An 18,722-nucleotide genomic window follows, 5' to 3' on the forward strand; every position below is an offset into this window, starting at 1 on the left:
GGGAGCGCGTTCTGGTGGTGCGCTCCCCAGTCGCCGTTCGATCCCGCTAGAGTGCTGCTTCAAGTGCCGCGTAGGATCTCGCGGGCGATGACGAGGCGTTGAATCTCACTCGTCCCTTCGCCGATCGTCAGCAGCTTCGCATCTCGCCAGAACTTCTCAACCGGATAATCCCGGATGTACCCATAGCCGCCGAAGATCTGAATGGCCTCCTCGCAAACGCGCACGGCCATTTCCGAAGCGAAGAGTTTGGCCATCGAGGCCTCTTTCGTGACGCGGTACCCCTGTGCCTTTCGCTCCGCCGCGTGATAGGTGAGCAACCGCGCAGCTTCGATTTGAGTGGCCATATCGGCGAGCTTGAACTGAATCGCTTGGAATTCGGCGATCGGCTTGCCAAAGGCCCAGCGCTCGCGCGCGTATCGCAAGGCGGCCTCGTAAGCGCCTTGGGCGAGTCCAACGGCTAGGGCCGCGATGGTGATTCGTCCGCCATCGAGCACGCGCAGGGCGTCTATGAACCCCAGGTTCAGCGTCCCGAGCAGATTCTCCTCGGGGACCAGACATTCTTCCAAAAGCACTTGCGCCGTATCGCTGGCCCGCATGCCGAGCTTCTTCTCTTTTCGCCCGGGGCGAAGACCTAGCGTTCCTCGCTCCACGATGAAGGCCGAGATGCCTTTCTTCTCCTGCGCGCGATCAGTAACGGCGAAGATGATGTAGATGTCCGCGCACGAGCCGTTGGTCGTGAAGTTCTTCGCTCCATTGAGGACCCAGGTTCCCTCACGCTTCACGGCCGTCGTGCGCATGTGCGATGCGTCGCTGCCGCTTGTCGCTTCGGTCAATCCCCATGCGCCCAACTTCTCACCACGAGCCAGTGGCAGCAGGTACCTCCGCTTTTGCTCCGGCGTGCCCGCCAGGAAAATATGGTTCGCGCACAGACCCGTATGTGCGGCGACCGTGAGGGCGATCGCCGGATCCACCCGCGCCAACTCCTCGATGATGAGGGCGTACTCCAAAGACGTCAGCGCCGCTCCCCCATATTCTTCCGGGAAGATCGCCCCGAGTACGCCCAACTCGCCCAGCTTCGGAATCAGCTCGCGTGGGAAATGCTCGGCCTCATCCCATTCCCTCACGTGAGGGGCGATCTCGGCCTCGGCGAATTCGCGAATCAGGTGCCGGACCTGTTGCTGCTCTTGCGTCAATTCGACAGGCAAGGCCTTCCCCCTCCAGATTAGTTTCGCTTAGCGTCGCATAAGGCAAAATTATATCCCCTCGGGAAAAAGAGCGCCAGCCAACAGGCTGGCGCTCGGAGCATCGCGCGAGGCTCCTTTCGAGGACGTTACGGTTTCAAGAGGATCTTGCCGAAGTGACCTCGCTCCTCCATGCGCCGCTGCGCGGCCGCTGCTTCTTCCAGTGGGAAGACACGATCAATGACCGGCTTGAGACGGCCCTGCACGAAGAAGGTGAAGGCTTCGAGGAGTTCCCCTTTGCTGCCCATAAATGATCCGAGCAAGCTCAGTTGGCGACTGAAGAGGTAGCGGATGTCGAGTTGCGTTTGATAGCCGCTTGTGACGCCGCACGTCACCAGCCGCCCGCCCGGAACGAGGCTGAGGACGCACTTCTCGAAGACGGCCGTGCCAACGTGCTCGATGACGATGTCGACGCCGCGCCGCTCGGTCAAGCGCTTCACTTCTTGAAGCAGGTCCTGGGTCGAATGATTGATGACCTCGTCGGCGCCTAGCGCTTTTGCCTTCTCCAGCTTCGCCTCGGTTCCGGCCGTCGCCAGGACGCGCGCGCCGAAGAGCTTAGCGATTTGAATGGCCGCCATTCCAACGCCGCTTCCAGCAGCGATGACGAGCACGGTCTCGCCCGGTCGCACACCGGCCCGGGTCACGAGCATATGCCAAGCCGTGAGGAAGACCAGGGGGAACGCCGCCGCTTCCTCGAAGCTGATATGATCGGGGAGGGGGACGATGTTGACCTCGGGCACCTTGACGTACTCCGCGTATCCGCCGTCGGAGCGGTTTGAGCCGATGACCTCGTAATCGGGACAGAAATTATCTCGACCGTCGAGGCATGCCGGACATTGTCCGCAACTGAGGCCAGGCGAGATGAGGACACGCTGTCCAACCGTCACGCGCGTGACGGCCGATCCGACCTCGGCGATCTCACCAGCGATATCGCTGCCCACGATACGAGGGAGCGGAATCGAGCGGCCGGGCAATCCCCGTCGGAGCCAAAGGTCGAGGTGATTGAGGGCGCAGGCCCGCACGCGGACGAGGACTTCCGTGGGGCCGATCTGCGGTTCAGGGACATCCTCGTATCGGAGGACGTCGACATCGCCATGCGCATGGAATCGAACGGCTTTCATAGGCGTGTTTTCTCCTGGATGTGAAATTCTCGCTGCCATGTGACGATGTCCCTCTGCCGAGGTGCACCTCTTTCATCCCTGCAACGGGCTCGTGTTCTTCCTGGGACATCAGCGAAGCGTCGTGAAGGAGTGAGATCAGGCAGCCGAGATTCCCGTAAGGATTCCGTCATCGGGGGTGAGGTCAGCCGGTGAGCCAAGCGTTGATAGATTTGACCGACGATGGAAGCGGCTGTGGAGCCGCGCTCGTGCCTGCCGTAGACGATCACCGTGACGACGAAACGGGGATTCGTGACAGGGGCGAACGAGGTGAACAAACCCAGCCAGAGGGAATCACTGCGGCAACTCCCAGTCTTCCCGGCGAAGGAGATGCCGGGAACATAAGCGAGCTTGGCCGTCCCATACTCGACGGCGGCGATCATGCCGGCGATGAGACTCTCGCGATGTTCTGCCGGGAGGTTCACGTAGCGACGTACGGTCGGTGTCGGGCGTTCCGCCTCGCTTTGGACGACGTACGGGCGATAGAACGTCCCTCCGTTGACGAGCGCGGAAGTGAGCACGGCCAGTTGTAGGGCCGTCACGGCGAATCCATCTCCGTGACTCGCCATGCGGCCAACGGCTGGCATCGCGCGCCGCCCCCGCGGGGCTGGAGGTCGCTCGCTCGGCAATTGGCCCGCACTCTCTCGCGGGAGGTTGATCCCCGTCGGTTGTCCGAGCCCCCATTCTCGCGCATATTGAAGGAGCGTCGCTCGCCCCAGTTGCTCTCCGATGATCTCGAAATATTGATTGTTCGAGTGCGCGAGCGCTTCGATGAGGTTCATGGCGATTGATCCCCCACCGAGCGGCAGCGGCGTCCGCGCCTCAATGAGGCCTTCGTTCAATCCCGCGAGTCCGACCACCAGCTTGATCGTCGAGCAAGGTTTGAACCCCTTTCGCAGCGCCCACTCTTGATTGACGATGCTGTAGACGCGTCCGGAGAACGGGTCCATGACGACGGCGGTCCCGGCATGGCCGCGGAGCGCCGCGAGCACAGCTTCTCGCACTTCGGGATCTTCGCCGCGCAGGTCGTCGCGCTGGATGGCCGCAGCGCTCGTGCGGCGAACGGAGGCGTCCAGGCGAGCCAAGCGGCGCTGAAGGGCGGCTTGACGTTGGGCTCTTCGGCGGGCGCGCTGACGCTGCGAGGCGCGGCTCGTCCCAGGACGCGATCGGCGGGAGGTTGGGGGTTGAGGAAGAAGCTCAAGAGGTTGGATTTCCCATCCTCTCCACTCGCTCTCGAGCGATCCGAGCGGCAATAGAGATCGGCGTTCGGGAGAATGGGCCGGCAGAGCGAGATCACTGAAGACGAACAAAAGCCCCACAAGTCCCACGTACGTCCGCTTTCTCATCTACTCCCTCCCGTGCTTCTTCTCGGCGTCGCAGCATCGAAGTCTATGACCTCCGCAATCACGAGGGCTTCGGATCGTGTGACCCGGCGCCACCTCCAGAAAGGCTAATATACCACTTGCCCTCCCGTCCGCTCAACCAACCTCGAAGTGATCCTCGATCTTCGGATTCGACGCGACGAGCGAGCGTCTTGCCCCGCTGCACCAAGATGCGCCATACTCTCGATTTCATACATCGGAGCTATGCCGAAGCGGACGGACATCGAGAAGATTTTGATCATCGGATCAGGCCCGATCGTCATCGGGCAGGCGTGCGAATTCGATTACTCGGGGGCGCAGGCCTGCAAGGCGTTGCGTGGTGAGGGATACACGGTCATCCTCGTGAACTCCAATCCCGCGACGATCATGACCGATCCGGAATTTGCCCATCGCACCTACGTCGAACCCCTGACGGTCGAGGTCCTCACCAAGATCATCGAACGGGAGCGTCCCGATGCGTTGTTGCCGACCGTTGGAGGGCAGACGGGATTGAATCTTGCGGTCGCGTTGGCCGAGCAGGGCGTTTTAGAGGCCTACGGCGTGCGGTTGATCGGGGCGAATTTGCAGGCGATTCGTATTGCCGAAGATCGCCGGCTCTTCAAGCAGGCGATGGAAGAGATCGGGTTGCAAATGCCGCGCGCCGGATTCGCGTATTCCCTGGAAGAAGCGTGGGCGATCGCGGCGGACCTGGAATATCCAATCGTTATTCGTCCGAGCTTCACGCTCGGGGGGACGGGAGGAGGGATCGCCTACAACGATGAAGAGTTCCGAGAGATCGTCGAGCGGGGCCTGGAGGCCTCGCCCATTCATGAGGTCCTCGTGGAGGAGTCCATCATCGGATGGAAAGAGTACGAGCTGGAGGTCATGCGCGATCTCGCCGACAACGTCGTCATCATCTGTCCGATCGAGAACTTCGATCCGATGGGGATTCACACGGGGGACTCCATCACGGTGGCTCCGGCGCAAACGCTCACCGATCGCGAATATCAGCGCATGCGGGATGCTGCCATCGCTGTGATCCGCAAGGTCGGAGTGGAGACGGGCGGCTCGAATATTCAGTTCGCTGTCAATCCCCGTACCGGCGAGCTGCGCGTCATCGAGATGAATCCGCGCGTCTCGCGCTCCTCGGCGCTTGCTTCGAAAGCGACGGGATTTCCGATCGCGAAGATCGCCGCCAAACTCGCTGTGGGGTATACGCTCGATGAGATCCCCAACGACATCACGCGCAAGACGTGGGCGAGCTTCGAGCCGACGATTGATTACGTCGTCGTGAAGATCCCTCGCTGGGCCTTCGAGAAGTTCCCGACGGCTGATCCGACGCTCACCACGCAGATGAAGTCGGTCGGAGAGGTCATGGCCATTGGACGAACGTTCAAGGAGGCATTGCTGAAAGGGATTCGATCGCTGGAGACGGGACGTCTCTTCCGCTTCGATCACGACCTGCCGGAGGAAGAGCTGCGGCGGCGCCTGGCGATCCCCACGCCCGAGCGCCTCAATTATATCCGCTACGCCTTGGATCGAGGATGGAGCGTCGAGCAGATTCACGAATTGACGAAGATCGATCCATGGTTTCTGGCGCAGCTGCGCGAGATCGGGGAGGAGCAGCGGCGCTTGCGGACGATGACGCTGACGACGGCGACGCGCCAAGACTTGCGTCGGGCCAAACGGATGGGATTCTCGGATGCGCGGTTGGCCGATCTGTGGGGAGTGAGCGACGAAGCCGTGCGGCAGCGACGTCTGGAACTCGGCGTGCGTCCGGTCTTCAAGCGCGTGGACACATGCGCGGCGGAATTCGAGTCCTACACGCCGTATCTCTACTCGACCTACGAGGACGAGGACGAAGCTCAGCCGACCGCTCGGCGCAAGATCATGATCCTGGGAAGCGGCCCCAATCGCATCGGGCAGGGAATCGAATTCGACTACTGCTGCTGTCACGCCGCCTTCGCCCTTCGCGAGCAGGGGTACGAGACGATCATGGTCAACTGCAATCCCGAGACGGTCTCGACCGATTACGACACGTCCGATCGGTTGTATTTCGAGCCGCTCACATTCGAGGACGTGATGAACATCTACGAGCTGGAGCGGCCCGATGGGGTCATCGTCCAGTTCGGCGGGCAAACGCCGCTCAATCTCGCGATGAAGCTGTGGCGAGCGGGCGTCCGCATCATCGGCACGTCGCCCGAATCCATTGATCTGGCCGAGGATCGGGAGCGATTCGGCGCGCTTCTCCGCGAGCTGGGCATCCCACAACCCGAGAATGGGACGGCCACGAGCATCGAAGAAGCCAAACGCGTGGCTGCGCGCATCGGGTATCCCGTCTTGGTCCGACCGAGCTATGTCCTCGGCGGTCGCGCCATGGTGATCGTCTACGACGAGCGCGCTCTGGAGCGATACATGCGGGAAGCCGTCGAAGCCTCGCCCGCGCATCCCGTCCTGATCGATCGCTTCCTGGAAGACGCGTTCGAGGTGGATGTGGATGCGCTCGCCGATGGATCCCGATGTGTGATCGCGGGCATTCAGGAGCACATCGAGGAAGCGGGGATTCATTCGGGCGACAGCTCGTGCGTGCTCCCGCCGTACATGATCCCCGCCGAGCAACTGGATGTGATTCGCCGCTACACGCGGCGATTGGCTGAAGCCTTGGGCGTCGTCGGCTTGATGAACGTCCAATATGCGATCAAAGACGGGATCGTGTACGTGCTCGAAGTGAACCCGCGCGCGTCACGCACTGTGCCGTTTGTGAGCAAGGCGACGGGCGTTCCGCTGGCGAAGATCGCGGCCTTGCTCATGGTCGGACATATGCTGGATGAGTTCGATCTGCCCGACGAGCTGAAGGTGGATCGGTTTTACGTGAAGACGCCAGTCTTCCCGTTCGCGCGCTTTCCGGGCGTGGATCCCGTACTGGGGCCGGAGATGCGCTCGACTGGAGAAGTCATGGGCGCAGCCTCGACCTTCGGCAGCGCTTTCCTCAAGGCGCAGTATGGGGCCGGAACCCATCTGCCGCGCCAAGGCACGGCCTTCATCAGCGTCAATGACAACGATAAGGCGAACGTGATTCCCATCGCGCGGCGCCTTTGCGACTTGGGATTTGAGCTGATTGCCACGCGCGGCACGCGCGAGGCGTTGCAGCGCGCTGGCCTGCCGGCGCGATTCGTCTACAAGGTCAACGAAGGACGTCCGAACGTCGTTGACCTCATCAAGAGCCGTCACATCCATCTCATCATCAACACACCGCTTGGGCGAGCGTCGTTCTACGATGAGCGTTCGATCCGCCGCGCTGCCGTCCAGTATCGCGTCCCGTGCATCACGACGCTCACGGGAGCTCGCGCGGCCGTCGAGGCCATCGAGGCCTTGCAGAAGGAGCAGCTGGAGATCGGATGCCTGCAGGAATATCACGAGTATCTTCGCCGGCTCAATCATCGCGCCGCATCGCCGTAGGTTTTGATCTGAAGGGGCGCGCCTCTCCGTCGGGAGGGCGACTCCGACAAGGACTTGCGGCAAGGAGGGGTGACGATGGAGGAAAAGAAGAACATCGTGCTCATCTTCGGGAAAGACACCTGACCGTACACGATGGCCGCCCGTGAGGATTACGGCCAGCGAGGATATGAGGTCCGATATTTCAACGTGCAAAAGGACGAATCGGCGTTTCAGCAAATGCTCCAGTACTCCGGGGGAAAGCGCAGTGTGCCAGTGATCGTAGAAGGGGAGCGCGTGACGATCGGGTTCGGCGGCACTTGAGGAGTGTGAGTGCCGACCGGTCCGGTCGGAATTAAGAGAAGCCGATTCGATCCCGGCGGGAAATCACCGCGCGCGAGCGGCGAGGTGGCGGCTTGGAAGAATGCGCTCCGGTTCGCCAGGAGCAGAAAGCTCGGGATATTTGTCCTCTGGCTGCGCTGGTCAGCTCTTCACAGCTTTTTCAACAATTCCTTCCATCGCGCCCACGCTTGCTCGCGCGCCTTTCGATTGGCATCGGTGGGATTCGGTTCCTCTCCCGTACGCATGAAGCCGTGTCCGGCGCCATCGTACGTGATGGGCTCGAAGGTCTTGCCCAAACGTTTCATCACGTCGGCAGTCTCCGGTACGGTCGCCGTCACGCGGGCATCATTGCCGCCGTAGAACCCGTAGACGGGACAGCGGATGCGCGCCAGACTCTCCGAATCCCGTGGTCCCGTACCGTAGAAGACGAAGGCTGCGGCCAGATTCTGGCGATGGGTGGCGAACCGGAAGGCTTGACTTCCCCCCCAGCAAAATCCAGCGACGGCGACTTTCCCATTGCTGGCAGGCAATCGCGCAGCGTAGTCAGCGATGGCATCCAGATCGGCCATGACCTGCTCCGGCGGCAATTTCGAAATCGCCTCGCGCGCCGCGTCTTCCGATGGAAAGTCGCTCGTCCGTCCTCCGTTGGGCGCCATCCCAGAGAGCAGGTCGGGAGCGATGGCAATAACACCAGCTTCAGCCAACTGATCGGCCACGCTCCGCACCCAATCGGTGAGCCCACGATTTTCATGGATCACGATGACCGCCGGCGTCTTGGTTTTGGCTTCGGGATAGACCACGAAGGCATGGACCGTTCGCTGGCCATATGTGATGGTGACCCACTCTTGGTGGCGCGGTGACGTCTCCAATCGTCGCCGCGCCCACTCTTGAGCTGAGGGACGCGTACTCCCGAAACTCAAGGTCGCGAAGAACACGAGCAAGGCGATCCATCGTTCCTTCATCATTCCTCCTCCTGAGATGAGCATATCGGCTCAGCCTTCTTGTCGCCGTCGGGCTTCGATGGGGAGTCCGCGGGGCACCAGCGGCAGCGATCGAAGACGCACGCCCGTGGCTTGAAAGATCGCGTTCCCGATCGCCGGCGCGATGCCCACAATCGGCGTCTCTCCCGCTCCCGCCGACGGCAAGTCTCGGCGATCCAGAAGCACGACTTCGATCTGCGGAAGGTCACTGAAGCGAGGGACACGATACCGCGAGAAGCGCGGATTGAGGATCTTTCCCCCTTCGAACTCGATGGCCTCAAACAGGGCGCCGCCCAACCCCATCACGAGCGCGCCCTCAATTTGGTTCTTGAGATGGTCGGGATTGAGAATGGCCCCGCACTCGAAGGCCGTGACGACGCGCACGACTTTCACCTCGCCGCTTGTGCGGTCCACGGCGATCTCCACGCACGTGGCCACGTAGCCGCCTTTCTCAAATCCCGCGGCGAGACCTACGCCGCGATCAGGGGCTGGTCTCACTTTCCCCCATCTGAAGCGATCCGCTGCGGCTTGGAGCACGGCGCGCAGGCGATCATCCGTGAGGTTCTTCAATCGAAATGCCAGTGGATCCATCCCCACTAGGTGCGCCAGTTCATCCATGGCCGTCTCGCGGGCGAAATGATTGGCCGTGGCCGCGAGCGCGCGGTAGGAGCCTTGACGTAAGGGAGAGCGCGTCGGGTGGAATTCGATGCGTTGATGGGGGATCGCATAGGGCGTGCGAATGGCGGCCGCGCCAGAATTGTAGTTGTGGAATTCCCAGGCCGTGATCGTCCCATCAGCCTTCACTCCGCTTCGGACTTCGATCACACCAGCTGGGCGGAAGTATGCCCACGTGAATTCCTCTTCGCGCGTCCAGACGACCTTGACGGGACGACCCGCAGCTTTCGCCAAGCGCGCAGCCTCCAGGGCAGCTTCCCCCGTGTGTTTGCCGCCATATCCGGAACCCGTATCGGGCACGATCACGCGCACGCGATCTTCGGGAAGACCGAACGCCTGCGCCAGTTCGCTCCGCACGCCAAAGGGGCGTTGTGTCCCCGTCCATACTGTCAGACGTCCATCCTTCCACTCGGCGACGGCCGCTCGAGGTTCCAGCGGCGCGTGCGCGATATAGGCGACCGTGTACGTTTGCGCAAAATGCTTTTCGGCAAGACGCCATCCCTCTTCGATCGAGCCAACCACATGTTGCGAGCGACCCTCCCATCCCCGCGCCTCGATCTCGTTCTTCTTCAGATACTCGAAGATCTCGCGGCTTGAAGGCTGCGGCGTCGTCCTCCACTCCGCGCGAATGGCCGCGAGCGCGCGCGCCGCTTGTTCAGTGTTCGGAGCCGCGACGCCCACGAAATCGCCCTCGCGGATGACGACGACATCGGGCATGGCCTCCGCCTCGCGCGTGTCCACGGAGACGAGCGTCGCTCCGAACGCTGGTGGCCGCAAGACCTTCCCGTAGAGCATGCCGGGGAGCTTTAAATCCGAGACATAGCGATGTTCGCCGATGACGAAAGCTCGGCCATTCACCTTGGGGACAGAGGTCCCGATGATTTTCCACTGTTCGGGCGGCGTGAGCGGTACCACCTCGGGAAGGGGACGCGCGAGTTTCTGGCCGCGTGTGAGCATCCCGATATCTTGCGCTCGACCGCTCGCCGCATGCCGGACCTGACCATCGGTGATCTCCACTGTCGCGCGTTCGACCTGCCACTGTTCGGCAGCTAGATCGAGGAGCAGCTCGCGCGTCGCTGCCGCCACGCGACGCAAATGCGCAGCCATTGTCGGTGTCGTTCGGCTCCCGAACGTCCCCATGTCAAAGGGCGTCAGGTCCGTATCCCCCATAACTAGGCGAATGCGTTCGATGGGCACGCGCAATTCTTCAGCGACGACCTGCGCGAGCGAAGTTCGGATGTTCTGCCCGACCTCGACCTTGCCCGTATAGACCGTCACCAAACCATCCTCGCCGATGTGAAGCCACGCGCTGATCTCCCTAGGCATAGGTGGGGTCGCAGCGCGACGTCCGCCACTGGACTCCTGTAGAGCGGGCACGTCTCGGAACAGAAGGACGAGCAACCCGGCCCCCAGTGCCTGACAAAACTGGCGGCGCGTGAGGAGTGGAGCGATCGCTTGAAGCGACTCTGCAGTTGGTGCCGCCAACCTTGAGTCGTTCCCTCCTTGATCGCCTGGATCATGGCCGGCCGAGCTTGTCGGAAGGGATGCCACGAAAAGCTCATATCGTTCGGGCTCAAGGGATGGATTCGAGAGTTCTCCGAAAAGCTCCTCTCTCATTGCCGACCCTCCTTTCGCATCTTTTGAGCAGCTCTTTGGATGGCGTGGATGATGCGCCCATAGGTCCCGCATCGGCAGATGTTGCCATTCATGAAGTGAATGATCTCGGCCTCGCTCGGATTGGGGTTCGCGGTCAATAGCGCCACGCCGGACATGATCATGCCCGGTGTGCAATAGCCACATTGCAATGCGCCGACTTCGAGGAACGCTTCTTGAAGCGGATGCAGGCGTCCTCCTTGCGCCAGGCCTTCAATCGTCGTGATCGGACGACGGGCGACCAGATGCACCGGCGTGATGCAAGAACGCACCGCTCGCCCCTCGACGAGGACCGTGCACGCGCCACATTGTCCTTCGCCGCAGCCATATTTCGTGCCCGTGAGATCCAGGTCTTCGCGCAGCACGCTGAGCAGGCTGCGATTCGGCTCTACGTCCAGGCGATGGCGAACGCCATTGATGTGAAGCTCGATGACCTCGCGCATGACCTCACCTCCTCCGGGGCCTCCGACGGAAGCCCCTCCTTGATCTCCAGCTTTCGCCTCAGAGATACGCGCGCGGATAACCAGATGTTACACGCGCGAGACCTTTCTCTCCAGCTGGGAGGAGAGCCTCTTGACCCGGCTCCTCAGACGCGACTAACATTGCGCGCGACAGATGGCCGAAAGAGACGGTCAGCTCATCCGGGGACGCCGATGCGCGATGTTCGATGCGAGCCCCAAGTGTGATCCCCGGAGGCTGAACCTCAAAGCAGAGGAGGGAAATATGCGAAAGCTTCTTGGAACCTGGGTCGTCGCTACTTGTGCGCTCGTCGTCGGAGTGCTTGCGCCTTTCGCTTCGGCCTCTCCACGAGCGTCCGAGAAGGACCGTCCCTTTTCGATCGAAGCGGTCTTGAGCGCGCCTTTCCCATCGAACCTTATCGCTGCGCCTCGTGGGGATCGTGTGGCGTGGGTCTTCAACGCGCAAGGGCGGAGGAACATCTGGGTGGCCGATGGGCCGGACTTCCGGGCGCGACAGGTGACCGCCTATGCGGAGGATGATGGCCAGGAGCTCAGTCAGCTCGCGTTCAGTCCGGACGCATCGGTCATCGTCTATGTGCGCGGCGGTTCGCCCAATCGTGAGGGCGAAGTCCCCAATCCGACGAGCGATCCACGTGGGGCGCGGCAGCTCATCATGGCCGTGCGCATAGAGGACGGGAAGACGTGGGAGATCGCTGAAGGAAGCAATCCACAGATCTCACCGCGGGGCGACCTGGTTGCTTTCGAGCGTCGAGGGCGAATTTTTGTAGCGCCGCTTGGGGGAGGGGAGCGTGAGCGCCCGCTCTTTGAAGCGCGCGGTCGCAACGGATCACCCGTGTGGTCGCCCGATGGGACGAAAGTGGCATTCGTCAGTGCGCGCGGCGATCATAGCTTCATCGGCGTCTTCGACCTGCAAAAGCGGACGATCACGTGGATCGCTCCTTCGGTGGATCGTGATCGCTCGCCGGTCTGGTCACCCGATGGCCGGCGCTTGGCCTTCATTCGGATTCCTGGGGCGATGGCCGATCCACCGCGCACGCGCGAGTGGGAATTGCCGTTCTCTCTCTATGTCGCCGATGTGGAGACCGGCGAAGCGCGTTCTGTGTGGACGTCACCGAATGCGACGGCTGGCTTCGCTCAAACATATCCCGCGGAACCCTTGCGCTGGGCTGCTGGAGATCGCCTCGTCTTCTATTCCGAGCACGAAGGATGGATGCACCTGTATTCGGTCCCTGTCAGCGGCGGGCGAGAGACGGTCTTGACTCCCGGAGAATTCGAGGTCGAGGACTCCACGCTCTCTCCTGACGGGCGCGTGATCATCTTCAACTCGAATCAGGACGACATAGATCGTCGCCATCTCTGGCAAGTGAATGTGGATGGGACGGGGCTTCGCCAGCTCACGCGCGGCACGGGGATCGAATGGAGTCCGGTCATCACCGCCGAGCAGCGGCGTATCCTCTGCCTCTCCTCGACAGCTCGACGACCTGCAGCCCCGGCGCTCGTGGAGGAGCGGACGAACACCGTGCGGCTGATTGCTCCCGAGGCTATCCCGCGCGACTTCCCGGAGCAGCATTTGGTGGAGCCCCAGCAAGTGATCATCAAGACTCCCGATGGATGGACGATCCACTGTCAGCTCTTCCTTCCTCGTGATGCGCGGCCGGGCGACCGACGGCCGGCAGTGATCTTCCTCCACGGTGGGCCGATCCGTCAAATGCTCTTAGGATGGCATCCGCGAGGATATTACCATCGCGCCTATGGCTTCAACCAATACCTGGCCAGTCAGGGGTACATCGTCCTCTCGGTGAATTTCCGCTCGGGCATCGGATATGGACGGGCATTTCGCTTGGCGCCCAATCAGGGGCCGCGTGGAGCTTCAGAGTATCAAGACGTACTCGCGGCGGCGAAATATCTCCAGCGACGTCCCGAGGTGGATCCGCAGAAGATCGGGCTCTGGGGGGGATCTTACGGGGGGTATCTGACGGCGCTGGGTCTGGCGCGAAATTCCGATCTCTTCGCTGCAGGCGTGGACCTGCACGGCGTGCACGATTGGTCACTGCGCGCGCGCCTGCGCGAGGGAGGCGGCGGATGGGGGATTCATGGGCAGGATCTCATGCGGCTCGCGTGGGAGTCTTCGCCCGTGGCGTCAGTCCGATTCTGGACATCCCCGGTCCTCTTTATCCACGGCGATGATGATCGCAACGTGGACTTCATCGAGACGACCGATCTCATCCAACGCCTGCGCGCCGAGGGCAAAGCGCATGTCGAGCAACTCATCTTCCCCGATGAGGTGCACGATTTCCTCTTGCATCGAAATTGGATTCGCGCCTATCGCGCGGCCGCGGATTTCTTCGATCGCTTCTTGAAAGGCGGGCAACCGTGAGACCGCTGGCTTAAAGCGCGTTCACGTCGTCGCGAGACGACGTATTATCCCATCAAGGAATGCCCGAACGGGGAGGCTCCGCGAAGGGATGAACCTCGACGGAGCCTCCCGTCTATTCACCCGTGACGTTCAGAAGTCGCGCGCGTTGCTTTGCACGATCGGTTGGCGCGGACCGCGGTTGAGTTCCTTGAGCAGCTCTTGCACGGCCACTTCGAGCTGGCGATCGCGACCCGCGAGATTGTCCTCCGGCGTGTTCTCGACGAAGATGTCGGGTTCGACGCCGTAGTTCTCCATGTTCGTGCGTCGGGGATCGGCCAGAAAAACGCCCACGCTCGGCGTGCGGATGGTCGAACCGTCAATCAGGCGATACGATCCGGTCCCGATGACGGCGCCCATCGTCTTCGTCCCGATCACCTTGCCAAGACCGAGGGCGCGGAAGCCCGCCGGAAACATCTCGGCGTTAGAGGCCGAACGCCAGTTCTGCAGTACCACTTTCGGACCGAAGAAACCAGTGAGCGGACGATACGTGGGTTCGGTGCCGCGCGGCTGCCAAATCTGGTATGGGCGTTGGATGAGCAGGGCGAGCAGCTCTTGCTCGATGTTCCCCCCACCATTCCAGCGCTCGTCAATGATCAGGGCCTCCTTGTCCCGATTCTCCCGCAGCTCGCGCTCGAAGCGCAGCAATGACGGCCGATTCATCGCTTGAATGTGCACGTAGCCGATGCGCCCGCCCGAGAGCTTCTCGACCAACTCGCGCCGCTCCTTGACCCAGCGTTCATATCGGAGTTGATTGAAGGCGCTCATTGAAATCGGCTCGATGCGCGTCGTCCAGGCCCCCTCCTCCGTGGGCTTGCTGTTGAAGGTCACTTCGATCTTTCGGTTGAGCCGGTGATTGAGCAAGGGATAGTAGTTATCCCCCGCTTTGATCGGCTTGCCTTCGATGGCGATCAAGTAATCGCCGACGCTCACCTTCACCCAATCCTTATCAGCCGGCCCGTTCTCGTAGATGTACGTCACGCGATACCGTCCGGCCTGCTCATCGGGTTCGAGATCGAGGCCCAGATGGCCGGTCGAGACGCTCGCACCGCGTCCGCGCGGCGGGGGCGCCGTCCCCGTGTGCGAGGCGTTCAACTCGCCGAGCATCTCGTTGATGAGGTTGAGCAGCTCCTGGCGATCGCCGACATGTTCGACAAGCGGCCGATATTTCTCGCGGGCGGCATCCCAGTCCTTGCCGTGCATCGCCGGATCGTAGAAACGGTACTTCATCGTGCGCCACGCATCATCGAACATCTGCCGCCAGGTCGCGGGCTTGTCGATCTTCACCTTGGCGACGAAGGTGATGCGTCGGCGCGGAGCATCGCCTCGAGCCCCTGGGGCTTGAGTTGGCGCCACGCTCGCCGGTAGCGAGACCGAATAGACGCCATTGCCTTCGCGGAAGAAGATTGTGCGTCCATCGCGGGAGAAAGCGATGTCGCCGATTCCTCCGCCCGGTCCAAAGCCCGGAGATGGCGGTCCGTCGTCCTCATCGTCGCTCGGAACCGTCCCCGAGGTGATCCGAGTCAACCGCCGGCCATCCTCTTGGATCGAGTAGAGGACGGGCACCATGCGCGCGCCCGTCGGTTCGCTGGTAGCGAAGACGATCGTGCGGCTATCGGGAGAGATGGCATAGCTGGAGACGGGGAAAGGCATGCGCGTCAGTTGACGCGTTCGCCGCCGCAGTCCCGCCCAATCAATGGCGATCTCCTTAGGCGGTTCCGATCGCGCCATCTGCGGACGACGCGGTCCCCCCTCGGTCGCCTCGGCCGTCTCGCTCCGCTCTTCGGGTTCCATGGGATCGCGCTCTTCGCGTTCCAAGGTCACCGAGAAGAGCTGCACCGAAGGCTGACTGGAGAAGAGGCTCGTCTCGCTCCGCAGGAAATACAGCTTGCGCCCATTCGGGGCGAATCGCGGCGACGAGTAATTGAACGGCTCGAATGTCACCTTTCGCTCTTCGCCGCCAGTGGCCGGAATCAGATAGATGTCGTTTCGCCGCGCATGATTGGGCTTGGCATAGGCGATCCATTTTCCGTCGGGCGACCAAGCGGGCGTGCCGATCTGACCGTATTTGGAAGAGGTCAGCTCCACGACCTGTTTGGTCTCGACATTCACCTTGTAGAGCTTGAGATCGGACGTCGTGTACGCGATCTCTTTGGAGTCCGGCGACCACGCGAAGGCGAACTTGAGCACGTCTTGATCAGTGAGCTTCTGCATCGGACCGGAACCGTCGGCAGGAGCAATATACAGCTCCTCGCGTCCGCTCTGGTCCGAGATGAACGCGATCCATTTCCCATCGGGCGAATATCGAGGATCGCGATCGCGCGCCGGGCTGTCGGTGATCTGCTTCAGATCGCCTTGCTCCACTGGTGCCGTGAAGATCTCTCCATGAATGGAGAACGCGATGCGGCGCCCCGACGGGGCCAGATCATAGTCATCCACTTCAGAATTGAAGTCGCGGATCTCGACGGGATTCTCCTGCGTCTCTGCAGCGATGTCGAGCTTAATCGGCGTCACCTTTCGCGTGGCCACTTCGAGCTTCCAAATCTGAAAGTCGTGCTCGAAGACGATGACGCGCCCGTCGGCGCTCATGGCGGGCCAACGCACATCGCCGCTGCGGAACGAGGTGACGCGCTCGGCTCGACCGCCGCGCTCGGGCACGCGCCAGATGTTCGTCACTCCCCCTTCATCGCGATCGCTCACGAAGTAGATGTAGCCATCTCGCCCCCACATCGGCCAGGAATCCATCCCCTCGAAATCCGTCAGATCGGTGAACCTTTTGGTCTCCAGGTCCATCACCGTGATGTCGCTCTGATACGCGCCCCGATAGTACTTGCGCCAGTAGGCCTGCGCCTTGCGATTGATGGCGAGTTTCCGTCCATCCGGGGAGTAACAGCCGTAGATGCCCATATCCGGGCCGGCCGTGCGCGGCATGCCGCCGTCAATGCTCACCGTGTAGAGTTTGGGCATGAAGAACTCGCCGCGCTGACTGCTGAAGAGCACCGCGCGCGAATCCGGCGTCCATCCGAGCACCGTGTCATCGGCCGAATGGAACGTCAATTGTTTCGCCGTTCCTCCCTCGACCGGGATGATGTAGACGTCCAGGTTCCCATTCCGGTCACTGGAGAAGGCGATCCACCGACCATCGGGCGAGAAACGCGGATAGACGTCTCGCGCGGGATGGACGGTGAGGCGACGCACGTTTTGGCCATTTTCGTCTGCCGTCCAGATGTCCCCCAAGTAGGTGAAAGCGATGCGCCCCTGATGATAGTGGGGGTATCGCACGAGCTTGGCTTCGCGGGCGAGTCCTACCCAGGGGAGAATGACGAGCACAAGGATCGCGGCAAAATAGAGGTGAAGTCGTCTCATCGGGCTCCCTCCATCACAGATCTTCTCGCTCACGAAGAGCTGCTCATTGTAGCACGGTCCCGTGCCCTGGACCAACCGTCTTCTCTCCACGGCGCTTGAAAGGCCTTTGGCGTCGGCCCGCCGGCAGGCGTATAATAAGCCGCTCGATCCGTTCAAGCCATGCATGGGAATGTGCATGTTGTGAGGAATGCCGATGTTTCTTCGCGAACCGAAGCGAGCGGGCGTGGCGGCCAGCATGCTGCAGCTTGTGCGCCGCGCCGTAGATGAGACGCGCGACATCGAGATCGTCCGGCAGCGGATCTCGCTGCCGGAATTGCCCTCCAGCTTCGAGGGCTTCACTCTCGCACAGCTCTCCGACATTCACCACAGCGCTTTCGTGGATGCCGCGTACATCGCCCGCGCCGTGGCGCTCACCAACAGCCTGGCCCCCGACGTCATCGTGCTCACCGGCGACTATGTGAGCCATTCGCGGTTTTACATCAGCGGGGTGGCCGAAATCCTCGGAGAGCTGCGCGCGCGATACGGTGTCTACGCCGTGCTCGGGAATCACGACTTCTGGACTGGTCCCCAAGCGCTCGCGCATGCCTTTCGTCGGCGCGGCATCGAGCTGCTGCGAAACGCGCACACGTATCTCCGCAAGGGCGGGGAGGCCCTCGCCATGGTAGGCGTTGATGATCTGACCCTCGGCCAGGCCGATCTGCCAACTGCTCTACGGGGGATGGACCGGCGATGGCCAGCCCTTTTGCTCTCGCATCATCCGAACATCATTTGGCAAGCCGCTCACGCCGGCATTGCGCTCGTTTTGGCAGGCCACACACATGGGTGTCAAATCAACATCCCTTCGTGGCGACGGCGCATGCGCCGTTTCTGGCCCTTCTTGCGCGGATACGGGCGCTATGAGCAAACGCACATCTACGTCAATCGCGGGTTGGGAACGGTGTTGATTCCCCTGCGCTACCAGTGCCGACCGGAGATCACGCTCCTTGAGTTGAAGAGCGCGTCCGACCAGGAGCGCGCAATGGGCGAGAAAGAATCTCTCCGCGCGTGCGAGCGCCATGGATCCCCATGACTCAAGTCGCGACGCTCGCCAATCTCCTCACCGTCCTTCGTCTGCTATTGATCCCGGTGTTCGCGGCATTCGTCCTGTACAATGACCTGCCCGCGGCGCTCTGGATCTTCCTCGCGGCTGGGATCACCGATGCCCTCGATGGCTTCGTCGCGCGACATTTCCATCAGAGCACGCCGCTGGGGACGATCCTTGATCCGATGGCCGATAAACTGCTCGTCATAACGGCCTTCGTCCTACTCACCCTCCCAGATCGCGGATATCAGCCCATCCCCCTTTGGCTCACGATCACCGTCATCAGTCGCGATGTCTTCATCGTCCTCGGCGCGCTCACGCTCTTCATCGTGACGGGCTTCCGGCGCTTTCGTCCTTCGATCCCGGGGAAGATTCACACGACGATCCAAGTCCTGACGGTGGCCTTCGTCCTGGCGGCGAATATATGGGGAAGCCTCTCGGAATTGCTCCGCTATATGTATGGGCTGAGCTTCGCCATCACGATCTTCTCCGGAGTCCACTACATCTATCACGCCGCTCGGCTCCTCGAAGAGCGGTGA

General features: G+C 61.8%; 12 protein-coding genes. 5 read left to right on the forward strand and 7 right to left on the reverse strand.

Features of this window, described 5'->3' with window-relative positions; genetic code table 11:
* Window positions 1–59: 59 nt before the first annotated feature.
* The 3 genes from NZ746_06475 to NZ746_06485 all read right to left on the reverse strand — a co-directional run bounded on the left by NZ746_06475 (window position 60) and on the right by NZ746_06485 (window position 3,744).
* On the reverse strand, window positions 60–1,205 hold the full coding sequence (locus NZ746_06475) for an acyl-CoA dehydrogenase family protein (GenBank protein ID MCS6817007.1): 1,146 nt from the start codon (window positions 1,203–1,205) through the stop codon (window positions 60–62).
* Window positions 1,206–1,330: 125 nt separating this feature from the next.
* Window positions 1,331–2,362: a zinc-binding dehydrogenase gene (locus NZ746_06480; protein MCS6817008.1), complete on the reverse strand. Its 1,032-nt coding sequence runs from the start codon at window positions 2,360–2,362 to the stop codon at window positions 1,331–1,333.
* Window positions 2,359–3,744: a penicillin-binding transpeptidase domain-containing protein gene (locus NZ746_06485; protein ID MCS6817009.1), complete on the reverse strand. Its 1,386-nt coding sequence runs from the start codon at window positions 3,742–3,744 to the stop codon at window positions 2,359–2,361. Before NZ746_06485 ends, NZ746_06480 begins: the two co-directional genes overlap by 4 nt.
* Window positions 3,745–3,984: 240 nt before the next feature.
* Here NZ746_06485 and carB point away from each other — a divergent pair, with 240 nt between their 5' ends.
* Window positions 3,985–7,218 (forward strand): carbamoyl-phosphate synthase large subunit, encoded by a 3,234-nt coding sequence (carB, locus tag NZ746_06490; protein ID MCS6817010.1) that lies wholly within the window; start codon window positions 3,985–3,987, stop codon window positions 7,216–7,218.
* Between the two features lie 75 nt (window positions 7,219–7,293).
* A complete protein-coding gene (locus NZ746_06495; GenBank protein ID MCS6817011.1) occupies window positions 7,294–7,518 on the forward strand; it encodes a glutaredoxin family protein in 225 nt (74 codons plus the stop codon).
* A 167-nt stretch (window positions 7,519–7,685) separates the two neighbouring features.
* Here the strand turns inward: NZ746_06495 and NZ746_06500 are convergent, their stop codons facing one another.
* The 3 genes from NZ746_06500 to NZ746_06510 form a co-directional block, all read right to left on the reverse strand.
* Window positions 7,686–8,501, reverse strand: coding sequence for a dienelactone hydrolase family protein (locus NZ746_06500; GenBank protein ID MCS6817012.1), 816 nt, complete (start codon window positions 8,499–8,501; stop codon window positions 7,686–7,688).
* 27 nt (window positions 8,502–8,528) lie between these two features.
* Window positions 8,529–10,676, reverse strand: a complete 2,148-nt coding sequence (locus NZ746_06505) for a molybdopterin-dependent oxidoreductase (protein ID MCS6817013.1) — start codon at window positions 10,674–10,676, stop codon at window positions 8,529–8,531.
* A gap of 128 nt (window positions 10,677–10,804) precedes the next feature.
* On the reverse strand, window positions 10,805–11,287 hold the full coding sequence (locus NZ746_06510) for a (2Fe-2S)-binding protein (protein ID MCS6817014.1): 483 nt from the start codon (window positions 11,285–11,287) through the stop codon (window positions 10,805–10,807).
* A gap of 280 nt (window positions 11,288–11,567) precedes the next feature.
* On the opposite strand from NZ746_06510, the gene NZ746_06515 reads away from it, so the two are divergent.
* Window positions 11,568–13,700 carry a prolyl oligopeptidase family serine peptidase gene (locus NZ746_06515; protein ID MCS6817015.1) on the forward strand — a complete coding sequence of 711 codons (2,133 nt, stop codon included), beginning with the start codon at window positions 11,568–11,570 and terminating at the stop codon, window positions 13,698–13,700.
* A gap of 129 nt (window positions 13,701–13,829) precedes the next feature.
* On the opposite strand, the gene NZ746_06520 is transcribed toward NZ746_06515, so the two are convergent.
* Window positions 13,830–17,102, reverse strand: coding sequence for a S41 family peptidase (locus NZ746_06520; protein MCS6817016.1), 3,273 nt, complete (start codon window positions 17,100–17,102; stop codon window positions 13,830–13,832).
* 193 nt (window positions 17,103–17,295) lie between these two features.
* On the opposite strand from NZ746_06520, the gene NZ746_06525 reads away from it, so the two are divergent.
* Window positions 17,296–18,171 carry a metallophosphoesterase gene (locus tag NZ746_06525; protein MCS6817017.1) on the forward strand — a complete coding sequence of 292 codons (876 nt, stop codon included), beginning with the start codon at window positions 17,296–17,298 and terminating at the stop codon, window positions 18,169–18,171.
* Window positions 18,168–18,722, forward strand: a complete 555-nt coding sequence (locus NZ746_06530; protein MCS6817018.1) for a CDP-alcohol phosphatidyltransferase family protein — start codon at window positions 18,168–18,170, stop codon at window positions 18,720–18,722. Before NZ746_06525 ends, NZ746_06530 begins: the two co-directional genes overlap by 4 nt.

Source organism: Blastocatellia bacterium (assembly GCA_025055075.1).
Lineage (GTDB): Bacteria > Acidobacteriota > Blastocatellia > HR10 > HR10 > HR10.